At 29.8% G+C, this 16,419-nt stretch carries 14 protein-coding genes and 1 pseudogene; 11 read left to right on the top strand and 4 right to left on the bottom strand.

Annotation, left to right across the window (positions count from 1 at the left end):
- Positions 1-69 precede the first annotated feature (69 nt).
- Both B3B03_RS07115 and B3B03_RS07110 read left to right on the top strand, forming a co-directional pair.
- A pseudogene (locus B3B03_RS07115) lies at positions 70-1,234 on the top strand (MerR family transcriptional regulator).
- Between the two features lie 129 nt (positions 1,235-1,363).
- The gene (locus B3B03_RS07110; protein ID WP_346876857.1) at positions 1,364-1,849 is read left to right on the top strand and encodes a hypothetical protein; all 486 of its coding nucleotides are present in this window, start codon (positions 1,364-1,366) and stop codon (positions 1,847-1,849) included.
- Between the two features lie 307 nt (positions 1,850-2,156).
- Here B3B03_RS07110 and B3B03_RS07105 read toward each other — a convergent pair whose 3' ends face one another.
- Positions 2,157-4,244 (bottom strand): peptidoglycan-binding protein, encoded by a 2,088-nt coding sequence (locus B3B03_RS07105; protein WP_346876856.1) that lies wholly within the window; start codon positions 4,242-4,244, stop codon positions 2,157-2,159.
- Between the two features lie 407 nt (positions 4,245-4,651).
- On the opposite strand from B3B03_RS07105, the gene B3B03_RS07100 reads away from it, so the two are divergent.
- From B3B03_RS07100 to B3B03_RS07085, 4 genes are all read left to right on the top strand, one after another.
- A complete protein-coding gene (locus tag B3B03_RS07100) occupies positions 4,652-5,932 on the top strand; it encodes a serine hydrolase domain-containing protein (RefSeq protein WP_346846715.1) in 1,281 nt (426 codons plus the stop codon).
- Positions 5,933-6,238: 306 nt separating this feature from the next.
- On the top strand, positions 6,239-6,694 hold the full coding sequence (locus B3B03_RS07095) for a LytTR family DNA-binding domain-containing protein (RefSeq protein ID WP_346846716.1): 456 nt from the start codon (positions 6,239-6,241) through the stop codon (positions 6,692-6,694).
- A 1-nt stretch (position 6,695) separates the two neighbouring features.
- The gene (locus B3B03_RS07090; RefSeq protein WP_346846717.1) at positions 6,696-7,394 is read left to right on the top strand and encodes a LiaF transmembrane domain-containing protein; all 699 of its coding nucleotides are present in this window, start codon (positions 6,696-6,698) and stop codon (positions 7,392-7,394) included.
- 638 nt (positions 7,395-8,032) lie between these two features.
- A complete protein-coding gene (locus B3B03_RS07085) occupies positions 8,033-9,214 on the top strand; it encodes a GNAT family N-acetyltransferase (protein ID WP_346846718.1) in 1,182 nt (393 codons plus the stop codon).
- Positions 9,215-9,414: 200 nt separating this feature from the next.
- Here the strand turns inward: B3B03_RS07085 and B3B03_RS07080 are convergent, their stop codons facing one another.
- A complete protein-coding gene (locus B3B03_RS07080; RefSeq protein ID WP_346846719.1) occupies positions 9,415-10,008 on the bottom strand; it encodes an ATP-dependent Clp protease proteolytic subunit in 594 nt (197 codons plus the stop codon).
- A 406-nt stretch (positions 10,009-10,414) separates the two neighbouring features.
- Here B3B03_RS07080 and B3B03_RS07075 point away from each other — a divergent pair, with 406 nt between their 5' ends.
- Both B3B03_RS07075 and B3B03_RS07070 read left to right on the top strand, forming a co-directional pair.
- Positions 10,415-11,095, top strand: a complete 681-nt coding sequence (locus B3B03_RS07075) for a DUF5680 domain-containing protein (protein ID WP_346876855.1) — start codon at positions 10,415-10,417, stop codon at positions 11,093-11,095.
- A 31-nt stretch (positions 11,096-11,126) separates the two neighbouring features.
- Entirely contained in the window at positions 11,127-11,996 is an 870-nt protein-coding gene (locus B3B03_RS07070; protein ID WP_346876854.1) for a methionyl aminopeptidase, read from the top strand.
- A gap of 138 nt (positions 11,997-12,134) precedes the next feature.
- On the opposite strand, the gene B3B03_RS07065 is transcribed toward B3B03_RS07070, so the two are convergent.
- Positions 12,135-12,788, bottom strand: a complete 654-nt coding sequence (locus tag B3B03_RS07065) for an oxygen-insensitive NAD(P)H-dependent nitroreductase NfsB (RefSeq protein ID WP_035134070.1) — start codon at positions 12,786-12,788, stop codon at positions 12,135-12,137.
- A 177-nt stretch (positions 12,789-12,965) separates the two neighbouring features.
- On the opposite strand from B3B03_RS07065, the gene B3B03_RS07060 reads away from it, so the two are divergent.
- From B3B03_RS07060 to B3B03_RS07050, 3 genes are all read left to right on the top strand, one after another.
- Positions 12,966-13,319, top strand: a complete 354-nt coding sequence (locus tag B3B03_RS07060; RefSeq protein ID WP_035134068.1) for a winged helix-turn-helix transcriptional regulator — start codon at positions 12,966-12,968, stop codon at positions 13,317-13,319.
- Positions 13,320-13,375: 56 nt separating this feature from the next.
- Complete coding sequence (locus B3B03_RS07055; RefSeq protein WP_346846722.1) at positions 13,376-13,855, top strand: DNA-deoxyinosine glycosylase; 480 nt, start codon at positions 13,376-13,378, stop codon at positions 13,853-13,855.
- Between the two features lie 409 nt (positions 13,856-14,264).
- Complete coding sequence (locus tag B3B03_RS07050) at positions 14,265-15,152, top strand: hypothetical protein (protein ID WP_346876853.1); 888 nt, start codon at positions 14,265-14,267, stop codon at positions 15,150-15,152.
- Between the two features lie 128 nt (positions 15,153-15,280).
- On the opposite strand, the gene B3B03_RS07045 is transcribed toward B3B03_RS07050, so the two are convergent.
- Entirely contained in the window at positions 15,281-16,273 is a 993-nt protein-coding gene (locus tag B3B03_RS07045) for a choloylglycine hydrolase family protein (RefSeq protein WP_346876852.1), read from the bottom strand.
- Positions 16,274-16,419: the final 146 nt, after the last annotated feature.

The raw sequence follows: 16,419 nt of genomic DNA, 5'->3' as shown, positions 1-16,419 counted from the left end.
CAAAAACTCACAGCCGGCTGAGTATTAGATAATATTGATAGCTGTAAAATCAAACTTTGAGGTGTAGCAATGAGAACAGTAAAACAAGTTTCGGATTTGACAGGAGTAAGTGTGCGTGCATTACATTACTATGATGAAATAGGATTATTAAAACCAAGTGAAATTACAGAGGCAGGATATAGACTTTATGATGATGAAGCTCTTAAAACTCTGCAGCAAATTTTATTTTTCAAAGAGCTTGATATACCTTTAAAAGATGTTAAAGAGATAATGATGAGTCCATATTTTGATAAAATGCAAGCACTAAAAAATCAGAAAAAGTTGCTTATTTTAAAAAGAAAAAGATTGAATGGTTTAATAGAGCTTATAAATAAAACCTTAAAAGGAGAAAGCACAATGAATTTTAAAGAATTTGATATGAATGAATATTTTAATGTATTGGAAGAATTTAAAACAGAACACGAGGATAAGGTAAGTGAAATTTATGGTAGTGTAGATAAATATAATGACCATATTGAAAAATTTAAATCTAAGGAAGATGAAATTGCTAAAATGGCTATAAAGAAATATGGAAGTATTGAAAAATATGCTACGGCTTTAAAGAAAAATCTTAACAATAGTGCTACGTTTACTTTAGCAGAACAATATGATGAGTTTAAAAGAGATTCCTTGGAAGGTAAGCACCCTAAATTAAAAGAACTATTTAAGAAGCTTACATCTGACTTAAGTAAGGATCCTTATTCAAAGGAGATTCAAGAAATTGCTGAAGAAATAACAGATATAGCTAAAAAAGATTATGAAATTTTCAAAATGGATAATGGGGATGATCATTGGTACTATATGGTGCAAATTTATTTGGTATATCCTAAGTGGATAGAAGAAGTGGATAAGAAATATGGAAATGGTGCATCTAAATTTATCGGAGAAGCTCTAAAAAATTATTTGGGAGATAAGCAGCCTAAATTAGAAGAACTATATAAAAAGCTTGCATCTGACTTAAGTAAAGATCCTTATTCAAAAGAGGTTCAACAAATTGTTGAAGAAATATCAGATGCAACTAAAAAAAGTCAAGAATTTTACAAAGTAGATGAGGGAGAGAATCATTGGGGTTATACAGCAGAGCTTTATTTATCAAATTCCACATGGATAAAAGCCATTGATAAACAATTATGGAAGTGGAGCATCTAAATTTATGGGGGAAGCTTTAAAGTTTTATGCTGAAAATAGTAAGTAATGAATTAAAAACTATGAAGGATTTGCCATATAGAAAGAAGGTTACAAGTATTAACGTATATTGGCGCTAGGATATATGTTATAATTAGGTAAAATAAAATTTTTGTAATATATACAAGGAGATGGAATTATGAAATTTAGAATTGTTTCATTACCACCGTTTAAAGCTGCTTCATCAGGGGTTGATAAAAATTTTGATTTTTCTGCAGAAGGAATATTGGGAAAGTTTGATGCATATTTTTCTGATATTAAGCCATTACCACGAGATGACTTTATGCCACGAGATTTTTTATTTTTTGATCCTGTCGAACAAGGTATGGTTTGGTGGTGGGCGCTAAATGATGACATGGATAGCGGTAGTAACAATGTAGTTGACTTTGATGGCGGGTATTATCTTACTTACACATATAGAGACGGCGATGAAGAAATGAGTAGTAAATTGTATAATGAGGCTATAGAATACATTAATAAATCAGAATTGTTTGAATTGGATGAACGCAATAATCATTATAGTATGGGACATATTATTACTCCTAAGGATATTATCAAGGCACAGGGATGGGCACAGATGGAAACATTTATACCAATTAAGCTAAGAATGAAATATGATAGATAAACAAAGTACGAAGTTGTTAATGATAAAGAAACTTATGATGTGATAACCTTTGGACCACTTTGTGTGGAAACTGATTTACAGAACACAGGTATTGGTGGTTTATTATTAGAAACAACAATGCAGCTTGCTAGAGAAGCAGGGTATAGGACAATTATATTTATTTTCCCAATCAGAAGATTATAATTTTATTAAAGTTTAATTTAGGTTAAGAGAGAGTAGGTAAATTTGTGTAAATACAAATTTACCTACTCTCTTTTTGTTGAAGTTAGCTGTTTTTCCATAGCTATATAAATTTTAAGAATGGACCTTACCTTCTACCAGTGAAGAAGTCGTTATAGGTTGATGCGATTTTTTCCCAGGTTATTCTATCCACAACTCCAGTTCTCCTTAGGTCAAATACCTTTTGAAGACTCTTAACATTTCTTTCCGTTGCTAAGTCAAATATATTATCTATAGGTAGAATTCTTATGTTATATCCGTTTTTAGCTAAAACATTCATATACTCTTTAAGAACAGCAACATACCCATTGTTATCTCCAAGTTTTAGTTCAAATGGGAATGGGAAAAGAATATCTGAGGTATTTATATCCCTACCAGAGTCTAATGCCAAATATACAAATACAATATTCCTCCAAGTATTAATATCCACCTCGCCATTTTGAACTAATCCAAAGGTTCTTTGAAATCTTAACACAGCATTTTGTGTTCTTCCATCAAAATCTCTATCAACATTAACTTCTGGTATCTCTTTATATAATGTAGATATCTTTCTAAGCATTGTTTTAAGTCTTCTTACATCTTTATTGCTAAAATTTTTCCTTAAAACATACCCTGGATATCTAGTTAAGTCCTCTACTGAGTAAATGTCTTCTAAATCTACATAGGCACAGTATATAGTATTCCAAAGCCTTCTATCAACTGATTTTAAAATAGGCAAATTAAATGCCTTTTGAAATTCCATTAAGGTTTCCAGAGTTTCATAATCAAAAATACCAGTTATAGCATTTTTCTTTAATCCATAAGCCTCTGCTAGGGTACTTAAATATACTTGTAGCTCCCTTACTTTTCCTCCTTTAGAACCATATTTTAATCCTCCTAATGGATAATCTCCATCAAAACTTCCATCTAATTCTTCAATAATCATATTTTCTTCTGCTTCTTGATCTAATTCAGCTAATCTTTTTACAGCAGTATAAATTGCTGATAATTTATACCAGGTTGCTCTTCCCACTATTCCATCTTGAACTAAATTAAATATTCTTTGAAATACTTTAACGGATGCTTCAGTGTTAGGTCCAAAGATTCCATCTGGAATTAGCTTAGGGATAGCAGGATAATTTTGTGATATTCTATTTAACTGTTGTTGTATTATAGTTACATTGGAATTTCTATCGTTGATCCTTATTGCTGATCCAGGATATGATTCTACTAAACCTGCAATAATTGGAGTTCTTTTTAGTATTTTATCATTACCATAATAATACTGTAGTATTTCAAAAGCATTTCTACCAGCATTTGCTAGGTCTACAGTTCCCCATTGAGACAGTCCATTACACCTAGATGTTGTACCATTGCAATATTGTGTGAAATATGGCGCTCTGCTATTAACTATAGAAAAATATTCATTAAAAATAGAATCTACAATTTTGCTTATATTTTCAAATATGTTTCTACCAGGTACAAAGTATTGATCATAGGCTGTAGAATTTGTTATTTGAAATGAATAACCTCTACTTACATACCATTCTGTATAAACTCTGTTAAGAGCAAAGGTTATTTGTGCATAAATATTGGCTCTTAGGGATTCTTCAGGCCATGTTGGGTAAATTTCACTGGAAGCAACATTTTTAATATAATCTACAAACCTGACAGTGACATTTTGCGCCCATGCACTAGGAGCTCCAAGGTGTACTGTAATATACTCTGGTATATATACTTCTCTTAATACAAAAGGTTGAGATAACACTCCAGTTTTCTGATCTCTTTGAACATCCAATAATAATTGATGAGGAGGTATAACAATCCTATTTTCCGTTGTGTTGTAAAATGCAGCTGCACCAACTTTAACTATCTCAGTTAATGATACATTTTGAATAGAAGTAGTTTCATCAAAAATACTAACACCTTCTATTAGTACATTATTATATCCTTCTGCGGTTACTAACACATCATATCTAGCATAAGGAATATATGTTTTATTCATTGGTTCTAATGACAAATTTTTATCGGGAGCATCTAACTCAATAATCTCACTTCTGCCACTTTCATCTACACCACTGTCTGTCTCAAAAATAACCTCTTTTGTTTTTTGATCTCTAATTTTTATCTTTGCACTTGTGATAGGTAAGGCTTCTTGTTCTTTTGAAAGTTGAACTATTATATATCCTTTTCCCATTTTACACCACTAAATATTACTCTAATATATTATATTGATGGATATTTGTTTTGATACTGTCACATTGCGGTATAAAAAATAATTATATTGTAATCAGCTATTAATGCTAAACTGTCCTAAAGGATAAGACTGCCTAAATTGATATTTGTTCATTGAGGGATAAAGATTAGGGTGATACAAGAAAGGTATTATTAAGTCTTATACATTTAAAAATAAGAGTATTAATACATAAAGGAGAAAATTATGATAGAAATTTTTAGGTTAAAGCTACTACTCTTATAATAGGTGGTAGCTTTATGTAAAAAATGATATAGAAATATTTTCTACTATTGTAATATAATTTTATTAACTCTAAAATTATATTAAATAGAACTAAAAAATAAAGAATGTAAGTAAGGAGTATAGTAATGAACAGTTTACTAGCAACAAAAATAAATGATTTTATGGAATTATACTGCAATACATGGGCATTTAGTGGTTCCATATTAGTAGCTGAAAAGGGTGAGACTATCATTAAAAAAGGCTATGGAAAGGCTTCTATAGAACATAGTATTCCCAATACATCACAAACAAAGTTTAGAATTTGTTCTATAACAAAACAATTTACCGCTATAGCAGTGATGATGTTACAAGAAAAAGGCTTATTAGATGTTAATGAAAGCATTACTAATTATTTTCCTGAATTTCATCAATTTGATAAAAGAATAACTATACATCATCTTTTAACTCATACTTCCGGTCTTCAATATTTATTTGGACCAAACTTTCCAATAATGTATAGTAAATCAAAGCATACACATGAAGATATGTTTAATATATTTAAAGATAAACCTCTTTTGTGTGAGCCAGGGGAAAGGTGGAATTACTCTAATTACGGATACTATTTGCTTGCATGTATTATTGAAAATGTTTCAAGTGTGACCTATGATGAGTTTTTAAGTAAGAACATTTTTCAGCCTTTAAATATGAAGAATACTGGTATTGAAAAAAATAAAGCAATTATACCAGGGCTAGCTAATGGGTATTATCTAAATGATAATGATTTAATCCATACTGATTATGTAAACATGGATGTAACATTTGGATCAGGGGAAATCTATTCTACAGTTGAGGACATGCTAATATGGGATCAAGCTTTATATAATGGAGGCCTTGTTTCAGAGGAAACACTGAATACTATATTTTCACCATATGCAAATTCCGGAGAAAGAGGAACTGAGGATAATGATTATGGATATGGATGGTTTATAGATGAAATGTACGGACGCAAGAGGATAAGTCACGACGGCGGTGGATTGGGGTTCACAACTGGATTTGACAGATACATCAATGAACAAGTAAGTATTATTGTATTAAGTAATTATGGATTTACAGCAGTTTGGCGTATTACAGATATTCTTGCTGCTATAATGTTTCAAGAGGAATATCAATTTCCAAGTAGACCACTCGAATATGCTTTAGATTCCAAAATATATGAAGAATATATAGGGATATATAAAGGGGACGGCGAGAAACTCACTGTTGGAAGGGCCAAAGAAAAAATGTTTTTTGTTCTAGATGATGAATATATTATACCCATGTATCCAATATCAGAAACTGAATTTCATCATACTTGGATTGATGAGAGTTATGCCTTTTATAAAAACAAGAATGGAGAAATGTACTTTTGGGGAGCTAAAAAACAATAATTGATACACTTCAAAGCTTAAAGAGAATTATTTCATATAAAAATATAAATTGCTTGTTTAGAATTCAAAAAAGCAGTCTGAAAAAGGCTGCTTTTTTAAATTTAAAATGTTTTCTATTTACCTGGAACAAGTATTTTAGCAATAGGGTAACTTCTATATCAATACAGATAAACTTCTTATTTTATATATTTTAATATAACATATGTATAAAAACATACCACTTATAGACAATAACTAACCACTTACTGTTGTTATATTTACAAGGGAAAAAATAGTTAATATAATAAAAATATGGGGAGTGAAAATATGAAAATACGAATTGAGGTAGATAATAAAATAAGCGAAAATGAAGTTATTATTAGATGTAGTGAACTTAATGAAGACATTAAAAATATTCAAATTATGTTTCACGATATGCTATCATGCAAGAAATGTATAACTTTTTATAGAGGTGATACCGAATATTATCTTTCTTTGGAAGAAATAATATTTTTTGAAACTGAAGGAAATAGGGTTTGTGCACATACTATAGACAATATATATAACGTGAAATACAAGCTTTACGAACTTGAAGAGTTTTTGCCAGGATATTTTATGCGAGTTTCAAAATCAACAATTCTAAATACAAATCATATTTACTCCATAACACATAGTCTATCATCATCAAGTAAGGTCGAATTTCAAAATACTCACAAACAGGTGTATGTTTCAAGATATTATTATAAACCACTAAAAAATAAATTATTAGAAAAGAGGAGATAAAATGGATAACAGTAGACTTTCGGGAGGACTTTCTCTTATACTATGTGGAATTGCTTTAATTATCTATAAACTTGGATATTTTTCAGATACAAATATTTTTACAATTTTATTTACAATTTTCTTAGTTGGTATCATTATAAAGAGTGTATTAAAAGCTAATTTCGCGGGCATTTTATTCCCAATAGCACTCATTTGTATTGATTATGATGAACAGCTTGGTATAACAGCTATCACTCCATGGACAGTATTAATAGCAGCATTACTTGGAAGTGTCGGTCTTTCTATGGTTTTTAATAAACATCCTAAGTGGTCTCGCAGAAAAAGTAATTGGGATTCTTCTAAATTTAATACTATTGATACGGAAGATGAAAGTCATATAAAGTTAAAGACCTCATTTGCTGGAAGTATTAAGTATATAAATACAGATAAATTTGAACAAGCAGATTTAAAGTGTAGCTTTGGAGCAATGAAAGTGTATTTTGATAATGCTGTTCTTTATGAAGGAAAAGGATATGTTAATATAGAAGCTTTTTTTTCTGGTGTAGAGTTATATATACCTAGAAATTGGACTGTTGAAAATATATCTACTACATCTTTTAGTGCAATAACTGAAAAAAATAGAAATGAAGGAACAGCAGATAATATTCTAACTATATGTGGATGTATAGATTTTTCAGGAGTAGAAATAATTTATATCTAAATAAATAAATATAATACCTATGCACTCTATGCATAGGTATTATATTTTAAATAGTATGTCTTATAACTGTTAGGGAGAAGCGTGTACTATAGGTAAATCTGTTTTTTAGCTAGAATGAAAAATTGCTCTAGCTAAAAGTACTATAAAACTAGGTAATTAGGAACACAATATGTTTTGCTACCTTAAAAATTTTCTTGACAACATAATTGTATATGTATATAGTTTACATATAATACATTATAAGGGGTAGGGTTAATGGATTTATTGTTACAGGTACACTATAAAGAAAAAAATAATCCTGATGTGGAAACATCAAGGTTTATTAATATTTTACTAAATACTTTAACCAAGAAAGAATATACGAAATTGAGAATTTTATTTTATATATTAAGTTTAATTAGCATAATAGCATTGATATATTTTATGTGGATTATGAATAATATTATAATTTCTATGTATGTCGTATGTGTTCTAGGATTTATAGTAATTTTTCTCCCAAACCTACACTTAGCAGTACGATTAATGTACATGTTAATAATATGTTATACAGCGATTGTTGAATTAATTAGAAGAATAGGACTTAAAAAAACATAGAAAATAAATATAATTGAAAGTATGAAAAGTTGGGGGTAAATACTATGGAATATGAAATTATACATTTAGCAAAGGATAAATGGAAGGAAACTATAATCCCGATAGGTTATACTACAGATAAATATTATGATGTTGTAGTAAATGAAACGGATAAAGGCTTTACTATTGATATAGAAAAGAAAGACTTTAGCGAGCCAGTAACCCATACACCAGAAGAGTATGATTTTCCAGATAAGTTATATGAAGACCACTGGGAGAATGCTTATGCTTGGGGAGTGTTAGTTAAAGATAAATTAATTGCTGCAATTGAAACAGATCAAGAACTATGGTCTAATCGTCTAAGAATTACAGAACTTTGGGTAGCAGAAGAATATCAAAAGAATGGAATAGGTCATGCATTAATTCAGGTTGTAAAGGAACAAGCAAGAAGAGAACGTCGTAGAGCTATTATACTAGAAACACAGTCTTGCAATGTTAATGCAGTGGATTTTTATCAGCATGAAGGATTTACTTTGATTGGTATGGATGCTTGCTGCTATAGGAATAATGATTTACAAAGAAAAGAAGTTAGATTAGAATTTGGATGGTTTCCAGAAGAAAAGAAAAAGTTAAATGGTGAAGAGGTAGAAATTAGAATGGAAACAGAGGATGATTGGTACAATGTGGAGCTGATGACACAGCATGCTTTTTGGAACAAACATCATCTTGGCTGTGACGAACATTACCTAGTGCATAAATTACGTAAGCATAAAGACTATCTTCCAGAGCTCAGCAGAATAGCAGTAAAGGATGGTAAAGTAATAGGATGTATAATGTATTCAAAGGCAAAGATTGTTGATGGTGTAGATACCCATGAAATTATAACCTTTGGTCCTCTTTGTGTAGAGCCTAAATGGCAAGGAAGTGGAGTTGGTGAGCTGTTATTAAGGGAAACAATGAAGCTAGCTACAAATAAAGGGTATAAAGGTATTGTAATTTTTGGAGAACCGGATTATTATCCTCGAATAGGATTTAAAACCTGTGATAATTTTAATATTACCACTGCTGATGGTAAAAACTTTGATGCATTTATGGGAATTGAATTAGCAGAAGATAGTATGAAAGATATAAAAGGTAAATTCTACGAATCGGAAGTTTTTGAAAATCTACCTAAGGTAGAAGTTGAAGAATATAATAAAAAATTCCCAAAGCTACAAAAATTAAGATTTCCAGGTCAATGGGATTGATTAAATATTAAAGGATAAGGCAAAATAATATTAATACAAAAGGTAGATTGGCAGAAATGAATAAAGGAGTTAAGTTAGTTCAATATGTTGAGAAGAATAATGGAATATAAAGCAAAAACCTCAGATATAACTGAGGTTTTTATAATTCCTAAATTAAACTTCTAAAGGATCTGTGGAGCCTGTGAAAAAAACTCTGTAAATTACTTCAAATCAGAATGATTTGATATTATTTTATTGACTATACCATATGTTATAGCATCATCAGAACTTAACCAATAGTTTCTATCAGTGTCTTTTTCAACTCTTTCTAGTGGTTGACCAGTAGCTTCACTTATAATTTTATTAATTCTTTTACGAACTCTTAATATTTCTTCAGCTTCAATACCGATGTCTGTAGCTGGACCATTAAATCCTCCTAATGGTTGATGAATCATATATCTTGTATTAGGAAGAGAATATCTATTTTCTTTATCAGCTGCAAGATAAATTGTTATACCAGCACTTGCTACCCAACCTGTACCTATCATTATAACTTTTGGTGTAATGAACTTTATCATATCATGTATTGTATCTCCAGCTTCAACATGCCCTCCTTGACTATTTATAAATATTTTAATAGGGTCATTTCCCATTTCTTCAAGGATTAAAAGTTGAGTAACTACTTTTTCTGCTAAAGATTGATTAATCTCACCAGAAATAACTATAGTTCTTGATTTCAATAATTTTTCCATGACTATATTGGGTGTGTCTTTTGAAATTTCCTCTTTTTCGCTCTCTTTACTATAAAAAATCATATTATTTTCCTCCTATAATCTTAAATATATTTAAGTTATGAATATATAGCTGTATATTTCTATAACCTAGTAGTTGGATTTAAATTGATTAATACGAAAAAATTGCGACTATATTATGAATCCGTTTTTATAATTTACTATATTTACTATATTTGTTTTAGTAATAACTATACTAACACTAATTTAATTTTTTTACAATATAGTTAAAATAATTGGTAAATTATAGAAAATAAATATATATTATAGAAACTAAATATATATTATAAAAGTAATAGGAAAGATATGATTTAACAGTATTAAAATTACCTTTTTATTTAAAGCAACTTTAGGTTGTCAAATTTGTTATACTTAATTGGTAGAAACATGATAATATTATCAGTATACTTATATAAGAGGTGATTAAACAATGAGTTTTCAAGAACAATTGCAAACACTTAGAAAAGCAAAGGGTCTATCACAAGAAAAGTTAGCTGAAGTTTTAGGGATATCAAGGCAAGCAGTTGCAAAATGGGAAGTGGGTCAATCTTATCCCGATATAGCTAGACTGATTGCACTAAGTGATTATTTTAAAGTAAGCATTGATAAACTAGTTAATGATTATGAAGAAAATTGCCGCTTATGTATAGAAGAGCATAGCGATAATCATATAAATGAAAATATAATTGATTTCTTATGTAGGGCTAAAAAAGCTACATATGCTGGAGAGGGGACAGAGAGTGAATCTTCAAGACCAAATTCTCATGATTTAAAATATGTAGAAGGAAACTTGAAATATATTGATACATATTTAGGTGGAGAGAGGTTCGCAGGAGAGGAAGCACTATGGCAAGATGATATTCCATTTTGGTCAATGAATTATATTGGGAGAGTTTTAGATGAAAGATTTTTAGGGAGCTTTTTAAAGGAAGCCTTGAGTTTAGTAACTAAGGAGAATCCATATAGAGGTCCTATTATTTATCAAAATGGGCAGTATAAATATCATTGTATAATAAATGGAGAATTTAAGTGGTTTCAAGGACATGAGGAAATATATTTTGACCATATTAAGGTTTATGAATGTCATTTCCATGGAGGATCAGTTAAATAATTAAAATGAATATATGAGAGAGGAAAAGATTATGAAATTAAACAGAAATAATTTATGTTGGTGCAAAAGTGGATTAAAATATAAAAACTGTCATTTAGAATCTGATGAAAAGTTAAGTGATTTAAAAAGAAAAGGTCATATAGTACCAACTAGAAACCTCATAAAAACAAAAGAGCAAATTGAAGGAATAAGAAAGAGTGCTGAGATTAATAATGGTCTTCTAGACTTAATTAGTGAAAACATTAAGGAAGGCATGACAACAGAAGAAATAAATAAATTGGCACATGAATATACAGTATCCAATGGAGGAATTCCAGCTACTCTTAATTATGATGGATTTCCTAAAAGTATTTGTGTATCAATAAATAATGTTGTATGCCATGGAATACCTAGTAAAGATGTAATTCTAAAGAATGGTGATATTGTAAATGTTGATGCAACAACTATACTTAATGGATATTACTCAGATGCATCAAGGATGTTTATGATTGGTGAAGTAGATGAAGAAGCTAAGAAATTGGTTGAAGTAACTAAAAAATGTTTGAATAAAGGCTTAGAAGCAGTTAAACCTTGGGGGTTCTTAGGAGATATTGGAGCTGCAATTCAAGAATATGCAGAAAGTAATGGTTATTCAGTAGTTAGAGAATTCGGTGGACATGGAGTAGGCTTAGATATTCATGAAGAACCATTTGTTTCTCATTTGGGAAAAAGAGGAACAGGTATGGTTTTAGTACCTGGTATGGTATTTACCATTGAACCAATGATAAATGCTGGAAGTAATGAAATATTTATAGATGAAGATGACGGGTGGACTGTTCTTACCGATGACGATTCTCTTTCAGCACAATGGGAGCACACAATTCTTGTAACTGAAGATGGAATAGAAATAATTGCTAGATAGATCATGTGATAAAAGCCTGTAGGAAAAGAAACGTAAAATGAAATCTATTATAAAAGAAAGCTAATAAAATAATGGGGAATCTTTTGTATTAGCTTTCTTTAAATCTAGAGTAAGTTATATTAATGAGGGGATAATTAATTAAATTGTAGTAAATACTTCTTCTTCAGAAAGTCTTGATTTAGGTAATTGTGCATTGAAATCATCATTAGCTTTGTATCCTAAAGGAACTAATGCTACAGCGGTGAATCCTTTTTCAGTTAATCCTAATTCTTCATTTAAAACTTTAACATCAAATCCTTCCATAGGTACTGCATCTATTCCAAGAGCAGCAGAACCAAGTAATAAGCTACCCATATTTAAGTAAACTTGTTTATCCATCCAATATTGTAAGTCATTGTAGTCATTTTTATGGAAGTTAACAAATGTACTACGTCCTCCATGCATACCATTTTTGATTTCTTCGTTAGCAAAACGTCCATCTTGATCTTCTTTTTCTAAGATATGTTGTAAGTAATCTTCATCCATTGAAGTTCTTGCACAAAGTACAACTATATCTGATGCAGTAAGTACTTTTTCATCATTAAAAGCGTAGAATCCTTGAGTACTTTTGCTTATTTGTTTTTTCCCTTCTTCACTTGAAGCTATTATAAAATGCCATGGTTGAGTATTAACGCTTGAAGCACTAAGTCTTAAAAGTTCTTTAATTTGTTTCATATCTTCTGCTGAAATTTTTCTTGTATTATCAAATTTTTTAGTTGAGTAACGTCTTTCCATTATTTCTATTAAGTTCATATTATATATCTCCTTTTAATTCAAAAATAGTTTATATTAATTTTATAAATTTTCAAAGGCTTACTTGTTTGCCGCCCTTGTATGCTATAATAATATCAACATACTGTTATATGAACAAGTATGCACTTAAAAGTAAGTACTATCTAAAAGGATAGTGATATCAAAAAGGAGAGTTGTATGAATAATAAAGAAATAGAAATAAAAAATTGTAGTGAACTGTGCCCTATGGAATTTGCAATGACTCAGATATCAGGGAAATGGAAACTAGTTATTTTATGGCATATTTATGATAGTGAAGTTATGAGATATGGTGAATTAAAAAGAGCTGTAAGTGGAATTACAGATAAAATGTTAAGTAATCAGTTGAAAGAGTTAGTTAGTGATAACATAATACATAAGGAAGTTTATGAAGAGATTCCGCCAAAGGTAGAATATACTTTAACTGAATATGGAAAATCATTAATACCTATAATGGAAATGTTATTTAAGTGGGGAAAAGAACAATTAATAAGATTAAATAATGATAAATAGCTTTTAAGTAAAATTGATAATAATAATTTTAAAAGTTAATTATAAAGGAGAGAGTTATGAAGCATGTAGAGCATACCTTTGAAGCTGTATTTGATAAAAATTCAAAAATTCTTATTTTAGGAACATTGCCATCTGTTAAATCAAGAGAGGCGGATTTTTATTATGGTCATCCACAAAATAGATTTTGGAAAGTTATTGGAGCAATAACTCGATGCTCTGAATATAGAACTATTGAGGAAAAAAAGAAAATGTTATTAGAAAATAATATTGCAATATGGGATACAATAGCTTCTTGTGATATCATAGGTTCAAGTGATTCTAGTATTAAAAATGTAGTCCCATCAGATTTAACTAGTATTTTAGATAATAGCAATATTAAAAAGATATATGTTAATGGTGGCAAGGCATATCAACTTTATAATAAATATTCATTAAAAAAAACAGGAATAGAAGCTATTAAACTTCCATCAACTAGTCCTGCAAATGCAAGATATAGTCTTGATAAGTTAATAGAAGAATGGCAAGTGATTGTTTAATGAATACCACTGGTTATACTGGTGGTTCAAAAAGCTTTTAGCTATAAGTAGAAAAAAAGAACCCTCTTTGATAAATAGAAGTAGGTTTGCCAACCACATCTAAAATCAAGGAGGGATATCCAAGCGGATAATAAGGAATATGTAGAAGCAGTAGAATTTTAGAATTCTGCTGTTTTTTTATTGTAGGTACATGCTAAATAAAGGGAATATTTTGTTAATATGGTATAGATTTATTGAGCAGTGGAGAGTGAGGTGATACAATAAAGATGTTATTGATTAAATTTAAATAATAAGGATAAGGTAAAGCAATATCAAGACAAAAGGTACATTGTTATAAATAGAATAATAAAATTGAAAAAGATGAAGGAGTAATATTATAAATATCAATTATAATAAAGGAGGAGCTTAAATGAAAATTGTTAAATTAATAAAATATATAGCTATAGTTATTATTTGTTCTATACTTGATATGACACTTCATGGAATAACTTCGGAGATTAGTCCTTTTCCTAAAATTGCAAACTTCAGTTTTCTTGTTAAAACTATTGGAGCTGTTGGAGCAGCTACGGTATGGATTCTGGTTGCTTTTTCCAGTGTAGCCTATGTGTTTTATAGATATGAAGATAAAATTCTAGGAATAAAGATTGGAAAAGGACTGCGATATGGTAGTGCAATAGGTTTATTGTGGTTATGGGGTATGATGGAAGGTGTTTCTTTATCGGGTAATACTTTAACACATGAAATTGTAATGGGAATTTGTGATGCTGGACCGATAGTATTGATGGGATTATTATTAGGTAAATTTACAAGTGACTCCAGTCATATTAAACAAAAGAAGAGACCTTTTAATAGTAGTAACATATTTTTATCTATTTTCATTTTTTCTATAATCTTTTTATTTGGACGTTACTTTTTCTATTTTACAAAAATTATAGATTCAGGTTATGAGAAAAGACCTTATTTTACTTTTATTTGGACTTTATTAATGGGTACATGTATAGGTATCGTATATCTATTATTAGGTAATACTACTAAATCACAATCAAAGGCTTTAAGTGCAATAAAATTTGGAATTACAATATTTGGAATTAATTGGTTTGCCTTTCTTATTTTTATCCCAATTATATTTTCGGGGACGTTTATTGATACACTTCTAAGACTTGGTATTGATATATTGTTAGTTAGTTTAAGCTGTTATTTATCTGAAACTTTAATAAAAACTAACTGTTATAAAAGGAAAGTTCATAGTAGTTTACACAATTTGGAATTGTATGGTGGTGCAGATGAAAGGGAATAGTAAGAGCGCTATTAATTAGAAAAGGAAAGAGGTCTAAACTTACTCCCTTAATGGGATAGGTTTAGACCTTTCAAGTTTAGGAAGAACCTAATCTAACAAAGGTATTAGGTAGGGCAAAAAAGTAAATTCTAGAGCTTTTCAAAGGTAACAGGACGTTTTAAATTACCAAGGTAGATAGGATGTGTACAATTCTTATAATCACTAATTAGTCTTGTAGTCGCTATTTGACTGTTATCATAGGTTTTAAAGTAATACTCACAGGTGTTTGTGTTTATAAATGCAGTATATTTAGTGTAATCAAAAGTACCTTTATCTGTAAGAACAATTCCCATTGGAATTGAAACACTCTCCACAATGTGGAAACAAGTCATTATTGCATCGACTCTATCTTTAGGTACTTGACTATGGGTTTTTAGAAAGGCTGTTCTAACAAATCGTTCTGGAGAGGTGTATCCACCAGGTAATAACATTGTTCCACCAGCCTGACCAAAGGGTGTTAACTCAACATTTTCCCAACAGGTTTTCTTTTCTTGGATTGTAGATAATTCCATATAATTTCTTAGATTAGTCATATGCCACATAAAATCTGGACTATTAGTCATAACTCCTATAGGATTATCAAATATCTCAAGCCCATTTCTTGTTTGCTCAATAACTACACATTTACCACTTTTATCAGTTGCAATCCAATGAAGAGGAGCAGCCGTTTTAGTAACAGGATCGGGAAGACCTATGACACATATATTTTTCAGTATCATATCTAGTTCATCTACTGAAGCACAGAGTCCTAAAATATAATGTAGAAAATCCAATGATGCAATAGGCTCTTTATTCTTATCCTCTACTGGTATATCATAATCGGCATAACCCGCAAAGTATAGAGCTGCGGCAGCAAAGCCTCTTTCATTTACCCCATCAAAAAAGCCTAGCACATTATCAGCTTCTTGCCCGATACCTATAAAGTTATAGCAATCATTATGCTTTTTCATGGTAATAGGATTATACCATGGGTTATTTCTAGGTATAATAAAAAATCCAGGTTCTATATCGTAAGAAAAATCCATAGTCCTACAAAACAAATTTTCCATCTGTAAAGATTTTAAAGTAAACGCTGTACACATATCTACACCTTCTTTTTTATATATCTATACTATAGTATTTACAACTTTATAATTTTTATAATATTATAATATATGTTTAGAATATGTTAAAGTTACGATACTTAGTTTATTTAGATCACTGGAATGTTGCAACTCAGTAGAATTAA

Source organism: Clostridium sp. UBA5712, assembly GCF_002419845.1.
Lineage (GTDB): Bacteria > Bacillota > Clostridia > Clostridiales > Clostridiaceae > Clostridium_J > Clostridium_J sulfidigenes.
This window is presented reverse-complemented; position numbering and strand designations above follow the sequence as displayed.